Raw genomic sequence first — 17,732 nt, forward strand, 5'->3', positions numbered from 1 at the left:
AGGGCTTGCGTGTCATTCCCTTATGCCTAATAATGGAGAGGAAGCTATGATACTACACCATTGTTATGGAAGGACAGACATACCAGATGATGAACTTATCTCCTGAACGATTAAAGCAAGTTCAATTTACCGGCATTACAGAGGAAGATCTTCAGCTCCTGGCCGCGCATCTCCCGCTTTTTGAACGGATCGTCGAAGAGGTTGTAGACCGGTTTTATGACAGAATCCAGCAAGAGTCCGAGCTGTGCGATCTGATCGAGCGGTTCAGCACCATTCCCCGCCTGAAAGAGACACAGCGAGATTACTGGCTGTCTCTTGCCTGTGGCGTGCTGGATGATGACTATATCGCCAACCGGATCCGGATCGGGCTCGTCCATTCCCGGATCGGCTTAACGACCAACTGGTACCTGGGGACCTACATGGTCTATTCGGACCTGGCGGCAGAGATTCTGCAGCGTGTGCTGCCGGAACGCTGGCAACGCGTACTGTACGCGATAACCAAGATGTTCAACCTTGATTCGCAGCTTGTCCTGGAAGCCTATGAGCAGGCAGAGCAGGAGCAGCTGCAGGCGCTGGCCAGTCAGCAAGATCGGTTGCTGCATACGATTACCGAGGCCGTGCAGCAGCTGGCAGGGATGATCGTCCAACTCGACGAGAGCTCCCGGGTGATCGCCGAGACGGCAGTCACAACTGCAGAGGCTCAGGACAAGTCGCATCACCTGCTGGGCGAGCTGCGGCATGAGATCGACGATATCAGTGAGATGGGCACGCTGATTAGCGAGATCTCCGACCAGACCCATCTGCTCGGGCTCAACGCAGCGATCGAGGCAGCCCGAGCAGGCGAGCATGGCAGGGGATTCGAGGTGGTAGCTGGCGAGGTCCGCAAGCTTGCGGCGTCATCGCGACAGACGCTGGAGGACATCCAGGGGCGGCTCGATAGGATCGTCAGGAAAGTGGCCGAAGTGCGCGAAGAGTCAGATGCCACGAGCAGGCAAGCGCGACTGCAGGCGGCCCGCTCGCAAGAGCTGGCGAGCTTTGTAAGCATGATCGAGAAGGTGTCCCGCGATCTCGAACAGCTCAAGAAAGAAGCCATCTAATGAGTCGGTGTAATCAAAGACATCTTTATGCAATGCTATGTTAAATAAGTTGACATATAATGGCGATATCAGTATGATTGTAAGTATAAATCATGTTGATGTCGCCATTTTTGTCAATTATAATTACATACACCTTGACATCGAATGAACGGCATCCACATCACTTGGAGGAGGGATTGGCATGTCGATTGCCAGGCAGCCGGAGCCGTATTATTATGATGCCCGATCTTTTTATGACGAAATGTACGATTCGGATCTCTCCATACGTCCCCATTACGACACGATTCAAGACCTGTTCTCGCGGCTGAAGCCATCAGAGCTAGTAACCCGTCAGCAAGCGTTGGAACAACGGATGCTCGAAGAAGGGATCACCTTTACCTTGTATGCACCTGACCAGCAAGAACCGCTTGAGCGCACCATCCCGTTTGACTATATCCCGCGTGTCATCCCTGCCGAGGAGTGGGAGGTAATCGAGCGGGGCTTGAAGCAGAGGGTACGCGCACTCAACGCATTTACCCACGATATCTACCACAGGCAGCATCTTATCGCCGACGGCTTGATTCCGCGCAGGATGGTTGTCGGCAACAAGTATTACCGTCCCGAGATGGCTGGACTGGATGTGCCCGGACAGGCGTATATGACCACAACCGGAATCGATCTGATCCGTGACGAGACAGGGCGATATTTGGTGCTGGAAGACAATCTGCGCTCCCCGTCCGGTTTTTCCTATCTGTATACTGGGCGCTCGCTCATGAGTGAGCTATTCCACGATCTCTATTTCTCCTGTTCGGTTCGCGGCATCGACCATAGTCTCAATGTTTTTCTCCGTTCATTGCGCTCCCTTGCACCTTCAGGCAGACGGGACCCGTTCATCGTGCTGCTGACTCCTGGTCCGTACAATTCAGCTTTTTTCGAGCATACCTTCCTCGCCCAGCAGATGGGGATTCATCTCGTAGAGGGTAGAGACCTAGTGTATAAGGATCAGAAGATCTATCTGCGCGATCTCCGCGGCTTGCGCCAGGTCGATGTGATCTACAGACGCATTGATGATGACTATCTCGATCCGCTGGCATTTCAGCCCGACTCCATGCTTGGCGTGCCGGGTCTCATGAATGCGTACCGTGCAGGCAATGTAGCGATCGCCAATGCGCCGGGTACCGGTGTTGCAGATGATAAGGCCGTCTACGCCTATGTGCCGGACATGATCCGTTACTACCTCGGCGAGGAGCCGATCCTGGGCAATGTGCCGACGTATCTGCTCAGCAATAAGGAGGATCTGGCTTATACCCTGGCCCATCTGGACCAGCTCGTCGTGAAGGAAACATCGCTCTCGGGCGGCTACGGGATGCTTATCGGTCCTCAGGCCACGGCCCGGGAGATCGCGGCCTTCGCCGAAGAGATCAAGAAAGCGCCTGAGCGTTATATCGCTCAGGAGACGATGAAGCTCTCCCGGGCTCCCATCATGAAAAACGGATCGATGTGTCCGCGTCATATCGATCTACGCGCTTTTTCGCTCATGGGGAGCTCGGAGCTGCACGTCATCCCCGGCGGTCTGACGCGGGTCGCGCTTCAGGAAGGCTCGCTTGTGGTCAACTCCTCGCAAGGGGGCGGCGTGAAGGATACTTGGGTGCTCAATCGGTAGTCCAATATTGATGGTTTGGAGGCGATGGGGATGTTGAATCGGAATGCGGAAGCGTTGTTCTGGGTAGGCAGGTATATGGAGCGGGCAGAGAATCATGCCCGGTTGATTGATGTCCATTATCATCTGCAACAGGATTATCTGCCGACGGAAGGAAACAGCTCGCACTTGCCTGGAGACAAGTGGGCCCGGATCGTGGATGCGCTCGGCAGCAGATCCGATTACGAGCAGCTGTACGGTCAGTACAACGAGGAAGATGTGCTGCACTATATTACGCTGGACCGCGATCATCCCAATTCGCTGGTCTCCTGTATCAGCTACGCTCGCGGCAATCTGCGGACCTTGCGGGAGAAGGTGCCGACCGAATTGTGGGATGTCGTCAACAGTTTCTATCTCTGGCTGCGAGAGCGGCATCGCGATGAGCTGATCAAAGAATCGCCGCATCAGCTTTACAAACGGGTCAAGGAATGGACGGCGCTCTTCCAGGGGGTAGCGCAATCCGTGATGGCGCGGGAGAATGAATGGCACTTCATGGAGTGCGGACGTTATCTGGAGCGTGCCGAGAATACGCTGCGGATCATGCAGGCGATCCGCAATACGATGGAGGCCGGCGAGACAGGTCAACCGCCGGCATATCCTTATCTGCAGGCAGTGCTGCGGTCGGTGAGCGGCTATCAGGTATTCCGGCGGTACTATGCAGACGGGATGTCGCCTGATGGGATCATCGAATTCCTGGTGCTGCATACCGCCTTCCCGCGCTCGGTGCGCTTTGCCTTGCAGGCGATGGATGAGCATCTGCGCCGTCTGGAGCTGCAGGAGTCGCAGCTCAAGCTTGCCCACAGCAAAGTGGTTCGTCAAGCCGCCAAAGTGCTGGCGGAACTATCGTGCCTGGAGCGAGAAGATCTGCAGCAGGATCGCGAGGGACTGGTGCTGACGGTGCTGCTCGGTACCTGCCAGCAACTCGGCACAACGTTTGCGAAGACGTTTTTTCGGATCGGGGAGGCCAGCGCATGAAGCTGAGGATCATGCATGTCACGGAGTATACTTATACGCAGCCGGTAACGGACAGTGTCAATGAGGTGCGCCTGACTCCTTGCACCAATGAGTGGCAGTCCTGCTATCAGCATGCGATCGCCGTTGAGCCCAATGCTCCTCTGCAATCATACGAGGATTTCTTTGGTAATCGAGTGACCGCCTTCTCGGTCAACGAGCCCCATAGCAAGCTGACGATCCGCACCCAGATGACCGTGGTGACGACAGATCCCGGCAGCGGGCGGGGAAGCGCGCGGAAAGGGAGGTTGTTCACCCCTGCGGAAGCATGGGACTGGCTTGCCAGGGACGAAGCGATGGACCGGTTTGCCGAATATTTGCTGCCAACTTCCTATACGACTGCCACTCCCGAAGTATTGGTCTTCGCCGGACTGGACGAACGCGAATCCGAAGAGCCTGCCGCCGTCTACGACTGGCTGGCGCAGCTGTCCGAGCGCATCCGGCAGGAATTCACCTATGATGCCGAAGCGACGGATGTGAAAACGAAGGTGGCGGATATGATCGGCACCCGGCGCGGTGTCTGCCAGGACTTCGCGCATCTGATGATCACCATCTGCAGGAGCCGCAGCATTCCTGCACGGTATGTGAGCGGCTACCAGTTTATCGGCGACCTGCAGGAGGAAGGCACCAGTTTTCAGCATGCGTCTCACGCCTGGGTAGAGGCGTATGTCCCCAATCGCGGCTGGTGCGCCTTCGATCCGACCAATCCTTCTGAGGTTGGCGAGCGTTATGTCAAGCTGGGGCATGGCCGGGATTACAAGGATATCGTCCCTGTCAAGGGCGTCTACCGCGGAAGCGGCGGCCAGCATCTTGACGTTTCGGTAATTGTCGAGCAACTGGAGGGTTAGCTCCGTGTAGATCAAGCAAAAAGGACCTCGGGCGAGGTCCTTTTTGCTTGGGGTGTGTTGATATAAACTTTCCTTTACAGCTGAGTCGATTGGTGAAGTACACGTTCCCGGTCGAGCTCTTGCAGCGCAGCCTCGGCACGTTCTCTATCCTTCGGCTTGATCTGCAGCTTGATCATCTCATGCTGTCCGGCTTCCGAGCCGACCGCATTCATGGACATGCCGCCCTGGGCGGCAAATCCGGATGCGCCGGCCGCCGTTTCTGATTTAAGGCGGGAAGGGATGTCTTTGGATTGCAGGTATGAATATTTGGATTGCAGCTCTTCTGCCTGATTGCCCCTTGCGGTTGCCAGAGTCGTCCAACGGCCTTTGCTAGCAAATACAATGATGCCAACCACCAGTAACACACCCAATACAATAAGGATTGTTTCCAACATGTGAATCACCTCTGTATCCGGGGCGTTGCCCCTGTGTTATTTCCCCTGTAAGTAAGGATGGGGAAAGGTTGTTGATCATTTATACCCGCTCGCGGGGGGCATGAATCAAAACACAGGTTCGTGCCGATCCGGACAAAGCCTAAATAAATTTGCGGCTCGTTTTGGGGCCGTCGCAGCTGAAGACGATATTTTTGTCCTCGACGACCGTCTCCAGATGGACGGGTTTGCCCCATAGCTTTACTATATGCGGCATGGTGCGCTCAACATATTTCAGATCCAGCTCGACGCCCTCATATTGATGTTTGAGATACAGCTCTCCCGAACGGTTCCAGTCGCCATCGGTGACGACGATACAGGGGAAACCGCCATTGACACGAGAGTAGACGAGTTGATCGCGAATATTCTCCCACGATTTATCGGTAATTTTCCACTCCGGCCCTTTCTTCTCGAAGATGTACAGATCCAGATCGGTGACCAGCTGTTTCGTCAGATAGTTGCGGATGAAGGATTGGTCCGAGTCGGTCTCCCGCACCTCGAAGATTTTGTCCCGTCCTTGACCAGGAACCCGGCCGTATCGATCTTGCTCCTCTTTGGTCGGCTCATTCCAGCGCTTCTCGATGTCCTCGAACATTTTGAGACCGAGGTAGTAGGGGTTGAGGCTGTTTTTGGAAGGCTGGACGACCGCCGAGTTCAGTTTGGCAAATTCGATCGTCTCTTCGCTCGTCAGATCTAACTCCCGGAGAATGCGCTGATGCCAATACGACGCCCAGCCCTCGTTCATAATCTTGGTCTCAATCTGGGGCCAAAAGTAGAGCATCTCATCACGCAGCATCGACATGATATCCCGCTGCCAGTCCTTCAGTCCCTCCGAATGTTCCTCGATAAACCAGATCAGGTCTTTCTCGGGCTGGGGCGGGAACCGCCGTTTGTTGCTAGCCGGTTTCTCTTCGGCGCTTTTCATGTCGGGATCCAGCGACCACAGGTCCTCGTAGGGCTGGACAGGCGCCGGCAGTTTCTTGCGCTCGCCTTCGCGTTTCTCCAGCAGCTCGATATAGCGCGTCTTGTCCATCTGGTAAGGCTTGATCAGGGTAGGATCGACATGCTCCTGGATCGCCAGCACCGCATCGATAAACTGTTCGACCACTTCGGAGCCGTAGTCACGTTCATATTGCGCCACCCGGTCCGCCGTCGCCGACATGCTCTCGACCATATTGCGGTTGGAGCGGCTGAAGCGGGCGTTATTTTTGAAGAAGTCGCAATGGGCCAGTACGTGGGCGACGATGAGCTTGTTCTGGATCAATGAGTTGCCGTCGAGCAGGAAGGCATAGCAGGGGTTGGAGTTGATGACGAGCTCGTAAATTTTGCTGAGACCAAAGTCGTACTGCGTCTTCATTTTATGAAACGTCTTGCCGAAGCTCCAGTGGCTGAAGCGGGTCGGCATGCCGTAGGCGCCGAATGTATAGATGATATCAGAAGGACAGATCTCGTAACGCATCGGATAGAAGTCCAGGCCAAAGCCCTGCGCCACTTCGGTAATCTCGTCAATCGCACGTTCCAGTTGGCGTATCTCGTCTTGCTTCATCTCTCGTCCCCTCCAGTTGTGGCGATAAGTTTCCTATTCTATGTGTATGGGAGGCGCGGAGGGAATATGCGGTGGGCAGATTGAACTGGTTTGATGCCTTCTACGTTCATGCAATGATGAGGGAGAATTATTATAACGGAAAGCATCAATAGCTGGTTGTAATTAACCAGAGCGATTTATAGTTATGTGGTTTCGTTAGTAACGTCCTGTGATATAATTCTAATAACAACTGCATGCGAAGGGGGCCTCCAAGTGACAAAACCGGAAAAGGAATCAAACCACACCTATCAGGATTGGCTTACATGGGACGGATCGTGGGAGTTGATAAATGGCAAGGCATATAATATGTCACCCGCTCCGAATGCCTTGCACCAGTTTGTCGTTGGAGAGCTGCATTTCGCACTGCGAGCCCACTTTCAGAATAAGAGCTGTTATGTGTTTGCCGCTCCGTTCGATGTTTTCTTCAGCGAGAACCATCAATACGATTTGCCGGATCATGTGTTACAGCCGGACCTGACGGTCGTATGCTCGAAAGATCAGATCTTCAAAAACGGCTGCCATGGTGCGCCAACCATGATTATCGAAGTGCTGTCTCCCTCTACTGCCTTGAAAGATTTTAATGAAAAGTTTAATTTGTACCAGAAGTTTGGCGTTCAAGAATATTGGATCGTCGATCCGGGAAATGAGACCGTACATGTCTTCGCTTTGCAGGATGGGGCCTATCAGAAGAGGGCATTATATACCGAGCAAGAGATGGTTCGCTCTTTCATATTTAATGATTTCCAAGTGTCAAAGACTAGGCTTTTCAACTTAACCTCTCAATAAGGATCTATCGCCGAGACGTCATGAAAAATCGAGTTCAATCAAAAAGATGCGATTACCAGATGGCTCGCAGGCTTCGCCGGTTTCTGACACGGTGCAGCCCGTTATTTACCGTCAGCTTCGGCTGATGCTCGCCAAGCAATGGCAATCAAGGAAGGCAATTAAACAAGCGGCCCCTGTCCGGAATGGACAAGGGCCGCTTCGCCTTGCAATGGAGGTCAATGTCAGGTAACCGGCTCTTTTTTGGAAAAGAAGGTTTTCAGCGCTTGGTAGACGTCCTGCTTTTCCTTGATAATCGCGTAGATAAACTTCTGCTTCTGGATATGCTTATAGGCCGACATGAGGGTGCTGCTCCTGTTGTACTGATTGACCTCGCCGTATCCGAACATATTGCTCCGGTCCATCAGCTCGGAGATCAGCTTGACGCAGCGCTCATTGTCCGAGGTGAGGTTGTCGCCGTCCGAGAAATGAAACGGGTAGATGTTCCACATATGCGGCGGATAGCGGCTGTCGATGATGTCCAGGGCTTTGATATAAGCGGAGGAACAGATCGTGCCGCCGCTCTCGCCGCGCGTGAAGAAGTCTTCCTCGCTCACTTCCTTGGCTTCCGTATGGTGGGCGATGAAGACGATCTCGACCTTCTCGTACTGGTGCCGGAGGAAGCGGGTCATCCAGAAGAAAAAGCTGCGCGCCGCATATTTCTCAAAGCTGCCCATCGAGCCTGACGTATCCATCATCGCCAGGATGACGGCATTGGATTGGGGCTTGATGATCTCCTCCCACGTCTTGAAGCGCAGATCGTCAGGAGATATCCCGTGTATGCCCGGTTTGCCGCCAGTGGCGTTGCGCCGCAGATTTTCCAGGATGGTGCGTTTCTTGTCGATATTGGATTGGATGCCCTTCTTGCGGATATCATTGAAGCGGATGTCTTTGGTCTCCAGCAGGTCCTTCTCCTTGCGCTTCAAGAAGGGCAGCTCCAGCTCCTCGAAGAGCATATTTTCCAGCTCGGCGAGACTGATCTCCGCTTCCACGACATCTTCGCCGGGCTGGTCGCCCGCCTTGTCCCCCTTGCCGCCTTTTTTGGCGGAAGCGGGATCCGTACCAAGCACATCACCGACGCTGCTGTCGCCGTCACCTTGCCCGACATGCTTGTTTTTATTATGGTTATACACAAAGTGGTACTCGTCCAGACTGCGGATCGGCACCTTGATGATCTGCTTGCCGTCCGAGAGGACGATGCTTTCCTCGGATACCAGGTCCGGCAGATTTTGCTTGATGGCATCGCGGACTTTTTCCTGGTGGCGGGCCTGGTCCTGATACCCTTTGCGATGCAGCGACCAGTCTTCACGGGAGACGATATACAACGGCTCGCGGTTTGAATCCATCTGCAGCTACCCCCTCGTCGAATGCTTCGTATATTTACTATATTCAGACAGAGGGAGGTTATGTGACCAATCGCTGCCGAGCTCTAGCCCTCTTCGTAGCGGCCGAGCGCCATCAGGGCTGTCTGGCGCATCCGCTCCTGCAAGCCTTTGCTCTTGATGACGCGGATCCGCCGCCCCAGAAACCGCAGCTTGGACAACACGTATTCGCGTTCGTTATTGGCAAAGTGAAGGGTGATTGTATAACGATCAAGCGCTTCATCATACTGGACCTGTTTCTCGAAGCAGGAGAAGGCATAAAGGATGCGAGAGAGCTCGCGGTTATACTGGCTCGGCACCTCCAGCACAGCGGTGTCTTGCTGCAGCTCATGGCTGCGGCGAATCTGCTCCTGGGCGAGCGTCCATTCCTCTGCCGTACAAGGAGCCCCGCGAAGCTGGCTGATCTTGTCCAGCCGGGTGATCTGCAGTCGCCGCAAGCCGCTGTTGTACCAGAGCAGGTACCACTCCCGCTTGACCATCGAGTACTCCAGTTTGTAGGGGATACCCTCGGACGGCTGTCGGGGTCTGCCGGATTTGCCGGCTGGAACGAAACATACGTTGCATCGGCGCCGGATCAGATCCCGCAGCTCCGGCAGCAGCGGGTGTCCCACTTGCCCTTCGCGGCTGCGGGCTTTCTCGGTCAAGCTGCCTTGCAGCTCCAGCGCCTCATCCTCGTCCAGGATCGCCTGCAGGCGCTCACGGTTCTCATCCGATAGGACCAGCTGGGAAGCAGGGTCCGCCAGCATCGTCTTGAGCCAGCTCCGCTCGGCCGCAGTAGTGACGAAGACATCGGCTTCATCCAGGCGGGCAAGCAGCTCATAGTTGGTGATTTTCTCGAACAGGTTCATAACTGGCTGCGATCTCCTTCCATTCTGCGATCATTTCCTCGCGCAGCCGGAGCGGCTCCAGCACCTCGCAGCTGGAGCCGAAGCTGCGGAGCCAAGGCTTGATCTCGGTCGTGTCGTTGACATCGATCTCATATCGAAATGACTCGCCGCCGGCTTCCTCCGTCAACTCGCCCCATTGGCCTTGCAGTTCCACCCGTTCCTTGACGAAGCTGGGGATGCCGGGACCGGGATGGTAGAAGCGGGCCTTGACCCGCACGGTCTTCCCCGTATCGATCAGCCAGCTATGGCGGATCCGCTCGAGCAGACGCTGGCGGTGCTGCGCATATTCGGCTTCCGGGACGACCTCCGCCTCGGTGAGCTGCGTCATGCCTTCCAGACGGAATTTGACGATGCCCACAGAGGTCTGGTGGGCCAGCAGATACCACCGTCCAAACTGATGGTCATAGACGACCTGCAGCGGCAACACAAGCTTCTCGCGTCCGGAGGGTTCCCTCTGGAAGCGGGGGTTGGTCTGGCTGGCGCTGTAGCTGTGCTTGCTCTTGGGCGAGAAGTACAGGAAGCGGATACGGCAGCGCCGCCGCATCGCCGCGATCAGGCCGAATACATGAGCTTCATCCAGAATGCGGGAATAATAATGATATTTGTAGAGGGTAACATCCAGCTCTGGCACTCCTGATTCCGAACGGAGCAGCAGCTTCTTGAGACTGTCGCGGAGCAGGTAGCCGTGTACCGAGGGCAGCCTGGTGGAGGCCATCAGATCGACGTAATCGTACAGTTCCAGCAACTGGTCGCCCGGCAGCGCCGCCAGTTCGTTCTTCAGCCGGTACCGGTAGGGACGCTGCCCTCCGAGGCGGCTGATGACGCCGGACGCTTCCAGGTACCGCAGATCGGAGCGGATCGTCTTCTCATCGGGCAGTGCCGTGCCCGACATTCGCTCCGAACAGCAGTCGAGCAGCTCCAGCGCGGTTTGCGGCTGATGCCGGAGTGCTTCCAGCAGCACGGCAAGCCGTCGGCTCTCTGTTGCCTTCACGGATTTGGCCTGGAACAGCAAGAGCAGCAGGGGGTCGGTTGTGTCATAGTAGCTATAACGGAAGGTAGCTGTAAACGCGGAGTTCTCCTGAGAGCTTTGCTGGCTCCAGACGGAACCGGCAATCGTCTTCAAACGTTGCAGCATCTTATCGAAGGTGTGAACGGAGATGCCCAGCCGCTGGGCATATTGCTGTCTGCTGTACGAACCGCCGGTCATGGCAAGCATGCGCAGGAACTGGATTTCTTTGTCGAATTGCTCGCGGGCCATCTCTAAACCTCCTTGCGCGGCCGCTGCCTCTGGACATGCGCAAACAACCTGGCGAGCAGAAGCTTGCCAGGCCGCCAGCGTATGTTCGCGTTATGCGTTTGGCTTGGACCATGGTATAATCGTTGTAGGTAAATGTATGCAAACGGAACTATATGCCCGCCAGAGCAATCCCCAGCAGCAAGAGCGCTCCGAAACCGAAGACGATCAGACCGTTCAAGACGACGCCGATGATGCCGAACACTTTGCGGCGATTTTTCATGAATAAGGATACGATACCCAATACCAGTCCAACCAGGCTGACCAGAATGGAGAAGAACAGCAAGATGCCTGCCAGCATGGCTTCACTGTTGGATGCGATCACTTCCTCGGGAATGGTACCGTCTGGCTGGATGGTATCAGCGAGCGATAAGACAGTGGTCATCGACAAGACGATGATGGCGATAATCGCCAGCAGGCCGATAACGAACGAAGCGATGCCAAGACCAGATTGCTTGCGGTAAGGCTCCCCCTGCTCATGCTCGGGGAGGGGCTGGAAGGGTCCAGAGGGATTGCGATCATCCTGAGATTGGTATGGATTCTGATCCATGACGTGGCTCCTTTATAGGTTTTTGTAGAATTATACACCAAATGCAGGGAAGTGAAAACTACGCATGACAGCAAAATATATAGGAACTGGAGCGGTATATGCTCTGCTGGCCGTGGCATTTGGCGCTTTCGGCGCCCATGCGCTGGAAGAGCAGCTGAGTGAATCGATGCTGGCGACATACGAGACGGGCGTCCGGTATCAGATGTACCATGCGCTCGGTCTAATACTGATCGGCCTGCTGGGAGATAAGGCCGCCGGGCAGCAGGCGCTGGCATGGGCGGCCAGACTGCTGCATATTGGGATACTCGTATTCTCCGGCAGCTTGTACGTGCTAACGTTGACCGGATTTTCCAAGCTGGGCATGATTACACCGATCGGCGGCGTGGCTTTTATAGCTGGTTGGGTGATGCTGATTGTCGCCGTTACGCGCAGCAAGTAAGCAGATTGCCGCGCCGGACTTGCGCTGCACTGGCAGGGACAAGATTCAAGCCTCCGGGCTACAGGAAGGAGAACATTTGTGGCGGATCGAGGAATACGGCTTCTTGACGAGCATGGGGGGAAAGACCGTTCATACAAGCGCATGGTCTGGACGACGGCTGGCTTGCTGCTGACTGCGGTTTTGTGGACTGGCTTCGTGCGATTGCCGTTGCCTGCCCGGACATCGGCCTGGCTGACCGCTGGCGTGGTGGCGGCTGCGGGCTTGGCCGCGTGGATGATCTTCATCCGGTTCGCTCGCCGGGCGCGTGCCGCAAGGACGTCCTTCCATTATCAGCTGACCGATGCCATCATGGACGACAGTCCGCTTCCGGTGATCGTGGCGGATAGGGAAGGGCAGATCGTGGAAGCCAATAACGGGGCGCTTCAGATGATGGGCTATGACAAGCCGGACTTGATCGGCAAAACGTTGCAGTCGCTGCTGGGAAACGGCGGCCAGACGGCGGCCTGGCTTCGGGCAGATTCGGGGCCTCCAGGGGGAGAACATTATCCTTTGACGCTCCTTCACCGCTCCGGATTACCGATGGATATCCATGTCAGTGCCAGCCCGATGTACAGGGAGGGAAGCTGGAGCGGCACACTGCTCTTGATACAGGATACCGGTGACCGCAAGCGCCACAAAGAGCGGATCCGTTATATGGCCTACTATGACGACATGACTGGATTGCCCAATCGCAGCATGTTCATGATCCAGCTCACGGAAGCTCTGGAGCGGGCAGGACTGCATGAAGAGCGGGTTGGTCTGCTGTACCTGGATCTCGATCACTACCGCCTGGTCAATGATTCCTTCGGCCGGGAGTTCGGCGATATGCTGCTGATGCAGGTGGCCGAACGGTTGACCCGGCGGCTGACCGAGCAGGACATGACGGCAAGAATGGAAGGTGACGAGTTCGCGGTGCTGCTGATGGGGGCCGGCTCGGAGGATGAGCTGGTGACGCGGACAGCGGAGCTGCTTGCGGAGCTGGAAGAGCCGTTTGAGCTGCAGGGGTTTCCGCTCCATATCACGGCCAGTGTCGGGATCGCGGTCAGCGAACCGCAGGATGAACCCGGACAGCTGATGATCAAAGCGGAGAAGGCGCTCAGTAAAGCCAAGGATAGCGGTAGGAACGGCTACATCCTGTACTCTGAGGCGTGGAGCAGTTCGTCGCGCGAGCGGCTCACACTGCAGCACGAGATCAGGCAAGCGATTCAACGTCAGGAGTTCATCCTCTACTATCAGCCGCAGTACGATCTCTCGAGCGGCGAGGTCGTCGGTCTGGAAGCTTTGCTGCGCTGGCAGCACCCGGAGCGAGGACTTGTGCCGCCGGGGCAGTTCATCCCGGTGGCCGAAGACTCCGGTATGATCGTCCAGTTAGGGGATTGGGTGCTGGAGGAGGCGTGCCGGCAAAACAAGCTTTGGCAGGATGCGGGGTTGACGGCGGTGCCCGTGTCGGTCAATCTGTCGATCCGCCAGTTCCTGCAGCAGAATCTCGCGGAGAAGGTAGCGGGCGTGCTGGAGCGGACCGGTCTTTCTCCCGAGCTTCTTGATTTGGAAATTACGGAATCCATGACGATGGATGTGGATCATGCCACCCATTGCTTGCTGGAGCTGACGAGAATGGGCATCAACATCAGCATCGATGATTTCGGCACCGGCTACAGCTCGCTCAACTACCTTAAAAAGCTGCCGATCGGCCGGCTGAAGATCGACCGCTCATTCGTTCGCGATATCCAGCATGACCCGGGCGACGCTGCGATCGTGGCGGCGATTATTGCGATGGCCCACAATCTCAATATGCAGGTGATTGCCGAAGGCGTCGAGAACGAAGGACAGCTGCAATTTTTGAAACGGCACGGCTGCGATGAGATGCAGGGTTATTTTTGGAGCGCGCCTGTGACCAGCATGCAGGTAGAGCGGCTGCTGCAGCCCGTTTAGTACCCTTGCAGAATGAATCAAAAAAGCTCCCGGTGATCCAACGCAGCTCCGGGGGCTTTTTGTTTGGCGTACTTCAAAAGTTGCGGCTGCTATTCAATGAAATCGTCGATTTCATTGACCGAGAAGGTATACACTTGTTTCTCATCGACATGATATACCGTAACATTGCCTTGCTCCTCATCGAACTTGACGATCCGGCAAGGAATGCTCAGCTTGATGCCCCGCCCTTTATTGACATGCAGACGAATCAGTTTGTTCTGCTCGATAAAAGCATGGATCCGCTGATCGGCTGCCATCGGAGAGAGAGCATCAGACCGTGCCTCGCTGGCTGCAGCAACAGTGGACTTGGGTGTACCGGTCCGCTTCTTGGCCAGTGGGGCTGCCTCATCCGCAGCAGTGTGCTGAAGCGGCGGAACAAGGTTCAAACGCGGTCCGGAAGCTTCATCCGTGGACGATTCAGACTGGTTGGTCAATGACTCGATCATCCTTCCCAGCTCGATGCCGCTCTGGATGCGGAAGTCAGCCGCCCCCGAACGGTTGAGCAGATGCAGCAGCCGCTCAAGCGCCCGTGCATTGCTCTCTTCTTCGATCAGGATATCTACATTGAACAGATAGGAGCCGTTGGTTTGCTTTTCTTTCATAATCAACGAACCCATTCCCCTTTCAGTAACTTGGGTATAGTGCATGAGTACTACATATTACATAACCATTACTAATATATCATTAAACATCATGAGTACATAGTCCTAAATACGAATCAGGGAGTATTTATTTGTGGGAGCCTGATGTACTGGGCTGCTGTCATTGGAAGGCAGCTCCCCACACGACGCCTGCTGGCTGGCATATAGTATAAGGTCAGCGTCACTTGTCTGGCGCAAAACGTTAGCAGGAAGGGGGCGAAATGAATGATCCGTATGGTGCCTGTCGTGATCGGCCCGATGACTGCGCTCGGAGTCGAAGTGAAGCTGCCCAAAACGACACTGCTGAGCATTTCTACTGATCGTGGTTATATTATGTGCGGCGCGCTGGACGTGGGTCTGCTTAATGAAAAATTGCGGGAAAGAGGCATTATTGCCGGCAGGGCAGTAGGTGTACGTACATTGGAGGAATTGCTCGAAGCACCGCTCGAATCGGTAACGGCAGCCGCAGAGGAACTGGGAGTCCACGCCGGTATGAGCGGGCGCGACGCCTTAACTAAGATGGCGTAAACGATCCCCGCATTAAATCTATCATTTGAAAAAAATCAGCCCCAGACTTCGCGGCCTGGAGCTGATGCGTTACATATATGCATTAGAAAGCTTCCGACGCTACAGATTCTCGAACAAGCGTTTCAGACTGTCGTTATAAGGAGGGCGAAGAATGCCTTTCTCGGTAATGATCGCACTGACGTATTCGTTTGGCGTAATATCAAAAGCAGGATTGAATACTTTTACGCCTGCCGGCGCCGTACGTTTGCCGAAGCCTTCGGTGATTTCCTCATCGGGTCGTTCTTCAATCGGAATATCGGCACCCGTTGGCGTCTGCATATCGATCGTCGACATCGGACAAGCGACATAAAAAGGGATACCGTGTGCCTTGGCCAGGACGGCGACGCTGTATGTGCCGATCTTGTTGGCGACGTCGCCATTGGCGGCTACGCGGTCCGTACCGACGATAACGGCGTCGATCCAGCCCTTGGACATGACCATGCCGGCCATATTGTCGCAGATGAGGGTGACGTCGACTCCTGCCTGCTGCAGTTCAAATGCGGTCAAGCGGGCGCCTTGCAGCACGGGACGGGTCTCATCCGCGAAGACGCGCAGATTGACTCCCTGCTCCTGAGCGAGGTAGAAAGGCGCCAGCGCGGTGCCGTACTTGGCCGTAGCCAGTCCGCCAGCATTACAGTGGGTGAGCACCCCCATATCGTCCTTGAACAGGGACAACGCGTGCTCGCCGATCAGTCTGTTCGTCTCCTCGTCTTCGCTCTGAATCGCGATCGCTTCGAGCAGCAGCGCCTGCTGGCATTCCTCTACAGTAAGAGCCGATGCTGCCAGTTGCACAGCCTTGGCTTTCATACGGTCCAGCGCCCAGAACAGATTGACGGCAGTAGGTCGCGATGTCGCGAGATATTCGGCGTGCCGGTTCACGGCCGTGAGCCAGTCCTCCGTCGTCTCGAAGCTGCCGCGGCTGCCGAGCACGACGCCGTAAGCGGCAGAGATGCCGATTGCGGGAGCGCCGCGAACCTTGAGATGGCGGATCGCCTCCCATATGTCTTCCGGCGTGGTCAGCGGCAGATAGACGATTTCCTCGGGGAGCAGCCGCTGATCCAGCAGCTCGACCTGCTCGCCCGACCAGATGACGGATTGCAGTGCTTCGGTAGTTTGTTTCATCTTACATTTCCCCTTCTAATATGTCATTGCCCGTTAGGTTCATTTTGGGGCGGCAGAAGCGGCCAGATCAATGAGTTCTTCGATGGACTCGATCTGGCGGTTGCGCTTGATCAGCGAAGTGCCGATCTGCAGGGCCAGACGCTGGGCGCGTTCTTTGGCCTGGGCGTCAGGGATCGTATCGACATCTGCGACATGGGACAGGCCGACGATGCGGCGGACGATTTTGCAGCCGGCAAAGCCTGTGGTATCCTGTAGCAGATTGGACATATACAGTCTTTTGTATCCGGCTGCAGTATTCTGCAATCGGTCGATGCCGTGCTCGTCCCAGAGCTGCAGGAACTTGCGCTCGAACAGCGTCCAGATCTCGCGGATCGTCCCCAGCAGGTAGAGGCGGTAGTCGGCCCTCTCCTGAACGTCCTGATGCCAGTGCTCCTGAGCCGCATAGTTCAGCAGCAGATTGGCGATCGTGGCGCCGACGTCGAAGCCCGACGGACCATAGTAGGCAAATTCGGGATCAATGACCTTCGTCGAATCTTCCTTGACGAAGATGCTGCCGGTATGCAGGTCGCCGTGCAGCAGCGCTTGTCCGCTGGTGAGGAACTTCTGGCGCAGGATGGCAACTTCGAGATGCAGCGCATCATCGGTGTGCAGCGCTTCGGCTGCGTCCGCGATCGCGGCGTCATAATTGTTATTGGGCGAATCGGTATACGGGTCGTCAAAGATCAGGTCTTCCGTAATCTTGCACAGTTCGGGGTTGATGAACCGTCCCGACTGTATTTTTTTCTCTTGCTGATTCATCCCCAGATCCGAAGTAAAGAACAGCGTGTTCGCCATAAAGGTAGAGATATCTTCCGCAAACTGCGGATAACGCCGGCCTTCGATCAGGCCGCGCCTCATGATGATGTGATCGCTCAAATCTTCCATAACGGTCAGTGCCAGCTCGGGATCATAGCGGTAGACTTGCGGCACCAGACCTGGTGCAAGCTTGCCTTCTATTATAAGAGCTTCACTCTCGATACGCGCTCTGTCCAGCGTGAGCGGCCAGGATTCGCCAACCACCTTGGCATAGGGCAGCGCCTGCTTGAGGATGAGACTCTTGCCGCTGATGGCATCCGTAATATGAAATACGAGATTCAGGTTGCCGTCGCCGATCTCCCTGCATGCCAACTCGGCATGGGGAGGGAATATATGGTCCAGCGAGCGGGCCAGTTGGATAGCTTCCTGTTCAGTAAGTGGATGATAGGTTGACAAAGGGGTCCCACCTCCGGTTATAGTACGAAATCGCGGGGTTCGGTATTCGTCTCAGCTTAGTATAGCGAATATTATTTC

Annotated in this window: 16 protein-coding genes and 2 pseudogenes; 9 read left to right on the forward strand and 9 right to left on the reverse strand. The window is 55.5% G+C overall.

What is annotated here, in order from left to right; genetic code table 11:
- Positions 1–89 precede the first annotated feature (89 nt).
- The 5 genes and pseudogenes from ABC336_RS25840 to ABC336_RS25860 form a co-directional block, all read left to right on the forward strand.
- Positions 90–545 (forward strand): annotated as a pseudogene (locus ABC336_RS25840) (protoglobin domain-containing protein); the annotation flags it as partial.
- Positions 546–779: 234 nt separating this feature from the next.
- Positions 780–1,097, forward strand: a pseudogene (locus ABC336_RS25845) (methyl-accepting chemotaxis protein); the annotation flags it as partial.
- A 181-nt stretch (positions 1,098–1,278) separates the two neighbouring features.
- Positions 1,279–2,739, forward strand: a complete 1,461-nt coding sequence (locus ABC336_RS25850; protein WP_413241391.1) for a circularly permuted type 2 ATP-grasp protein — start codon at positions 1,279–1,281, stop codon at positions 2,737–2,739.
- Positions 2,740–2,769: 30 nt separating this feature from the next.
- Positions 2,770–3,750 (forward strand): alpha-E domain-containing protein, encoded by a 981-nt coding sequence (locus tag ABC336_RS25855; RefSeq protein ID WP_413241392.1) that lies wholly within the window; start codon positions 2,770–2,772, stop codon positions 3,748–3,750.
- Entirely contained in the window at positions 3,747–4,634 is an 888-nt protein-coding gene (locus tag ABC336_RS25860; RefSeq protein WP_413241393.1) for a transglutaminase family protein, read from the forward strand. The genes ABC336_RS25855 and ABC336_RS25860 overlap by 4 nt, the downstream gene beginning before the upstream one ends.
- A gap of 74 nt (positions 4,635–4,708) precedes the next feature.
- Here ABC336_RS25860 and ABC336_RS25865 read toward each other — a convergent pair whose 3' ends face one another.
- Both ABC336_RS25865 and ABC336_RS25870 read right to left on the reverse strand, forming a co-directional pair.
- Positions 4,709–5,068 (reverse strand): hypothetical protein, encoded by a 360-nt coding sequence (locus ABC336_RS25865; RefSeq protein WP_413241394.1) that lies wholly within the window; start codon positions 5,066–5,068, stop codon positions 4,709–4,711.
- Between the two features lie 139 nt (positions 5,069–5,207).
- Entirely contained in the window at positions 5,208–6,650 is a 1,443-nt protein-coding gene (locus tag ABC336_RS25870) for a SpoVR family protein (RefSeq protein WP_413241395.1), read from the reverse strand.
- A gap of 252 nt (positions 6,651–6,902) precedes the next feature.
- Between ABC336_RS25870 and ABC336_RS25875 the strand changes: the two genes are divergently transcribed.
- Entirely contained in the window at positions 6,903–7,475 is a 573-nt protein-coding gene (locus ABC336_RS25875) for a Uma2 family endonuclease (protein WP_413241396.1), read from the forward strand.
- Positions 7,476–7,696: 221 nt separating this feature from the next.
- On the opposite strand, the gene yhbH is transcribed toward ABC336_RS25875, so the two are convergent.
- The 4 genes from yhbH to ABC336_RS25895 all read right to left on the reverse strand — a co-directional run bounded on the left by yhbH (position 7,697) and on the right by ABC336_RS25895 (position 11,624).
- Positions 7,697–8,857: a sporulation protein YhbH gene (gene yhbH, locus ABC336_RS25880; RefSeq protein ID WP_413241397.1), complete on the reverse strand. Its 1,161-nt coding sequence runs from the start codon at positions 8,855–8,857 to the stop codon at positions 7,697–7,699.
- 83 nt (positions 8,858–8,940) lie between these two features.
- Complete coding sequence (locus ABC336_RS25885) at positions 8,941–9,741, reverse strand: WYL domain-containing protein (RefSeq protein ID WP_413241398.1); 801 nt, start codon at positions 9,739–9,741, stop codon at positions 8,941–8,943.
- A complete protein-coding gene (locus ABC336_RS25890) occupies positions 9,710–11,038 on the reverse strand; it encodes a WYL domain-containing protein (RefSeq protein WP_413241399.1) in 1,329 nt (442 codons plus the stop codon). Before ABC336_RS25890 ends, ABC336_RS25885 begins: the two co-directional genes overlap by 32 nt.
- A 148-nt stretch (positions 11,039–11,186) precedes the next feature.
- On the reverse strand, positions 11,187–11,624 hold the full coding sequence (locus tag ABC336_RS25895) for a hypothetical protein (RefSeq protein WP_413241400.1): 438 nt from the start codon (positions 11,622–11,624) through the stop codon (positions 11,187–11,189).
- A gap of 64 nt (positions 11,625–11,688) precedes the next feature.
- On the opposite strand from ABC336_RS25895, the gene ABC336_RS25900 reads away from it, so the two are divergent.
- The gene (locus tag ABC336_RS25900; RefSeq protein ID WP_413241401.1) at positions 11,689–12,063 is read left to right on the forward strand and encodes a DUF423 domain-containing protein; all 375 of its coding nucleotides are present in this window, start codon (positions 11,689–11,691) and stop codon (positions 12,061–12,063) included.
- Positions 12,064–12,141: 78 nt separating this feature from the next.
- Positions 12,142–14,034 (forward strand): putative bifunctional diguanylate cyclase/phosphodiesterase, encoded by a 1,893-nt coding sequence (locus ABC336_RS25905; protein WP_413241402.1) that lies wholly within the window; start codon positions 12,142–12,144, stop codon positions 14,032–14,034.
- A gap of 89 nt (positions 14,035–14,123) precedes the next feature.
- On the opposite strand, the gene ABC336_RS25910 is transcribed toward ABC336_RS25905, so the two are convergent.
- On the reverse strand, positions 14,124–14,681 hold the full coding sequence (locus ABC336_RS25910) for a hypothetical protein (protein WP_413241403.1): 558 nt from the start codon (positions 14,679–14,681) through the stop codon (positions 14,124–14,126).
- Positions 14,682–14,939: 258 nt separating this feature from the next.
- On the opposite strand from ABC336_RS25910, the gene ABC336_RS25915 reads away from it, so the two are divergent.
- On the forward strand, positions 14,940–15,242 hold the full coding sequence (locus ABC336_RS25915; protein ID WP_413241404.1) for a YunC family protein: 303 nt from the start codon (positions 14,940–14,942) through the stop codon (positions 15,240–15,242).
- 99 nt (positions 15,243–15,341) lie between these two features.
- Here ABC336_RS25915 and mtnA read toward each other — a convergent pair whose 3' ends face one another.
- A complete protein-coding gene (gene mtnA, locus ABC336_RS25920; RefSeq protein ID WP_413241405.1) occupies positions 15,342–16,403 on the reverse strand; it encodes an S-methyl-5-thioribose-1-phosphate isomerase in 1,062 nt (353 codons plus the stop codon).
- A gap of 39 nt (positions 16,404–16,442) precedes the next feature.
- On the reverse strand, positions 16,443–17,654 hold the full coding sequence (gene mtnK, locus ABC336_RS25925; RefSeq protein WP_413241406.1) for an S-methyl-5-thioribose kinase: 1,212 nt from the start codon (positions 17,652–17,654) through the stop codon (positions 16,443–16,445).
- Positions 17,655–17,732 lie beyond the last annotated feature (78 nt).

Origin of the sequence: Paenibacillus jepli (genome assembly GCF_047238105.1) — a bacterium.
Lineage (GTDB): Bacteria > Bacillota > Bacilli > Paenibacillales > Paenibacillaceae > Paenibacillus_D.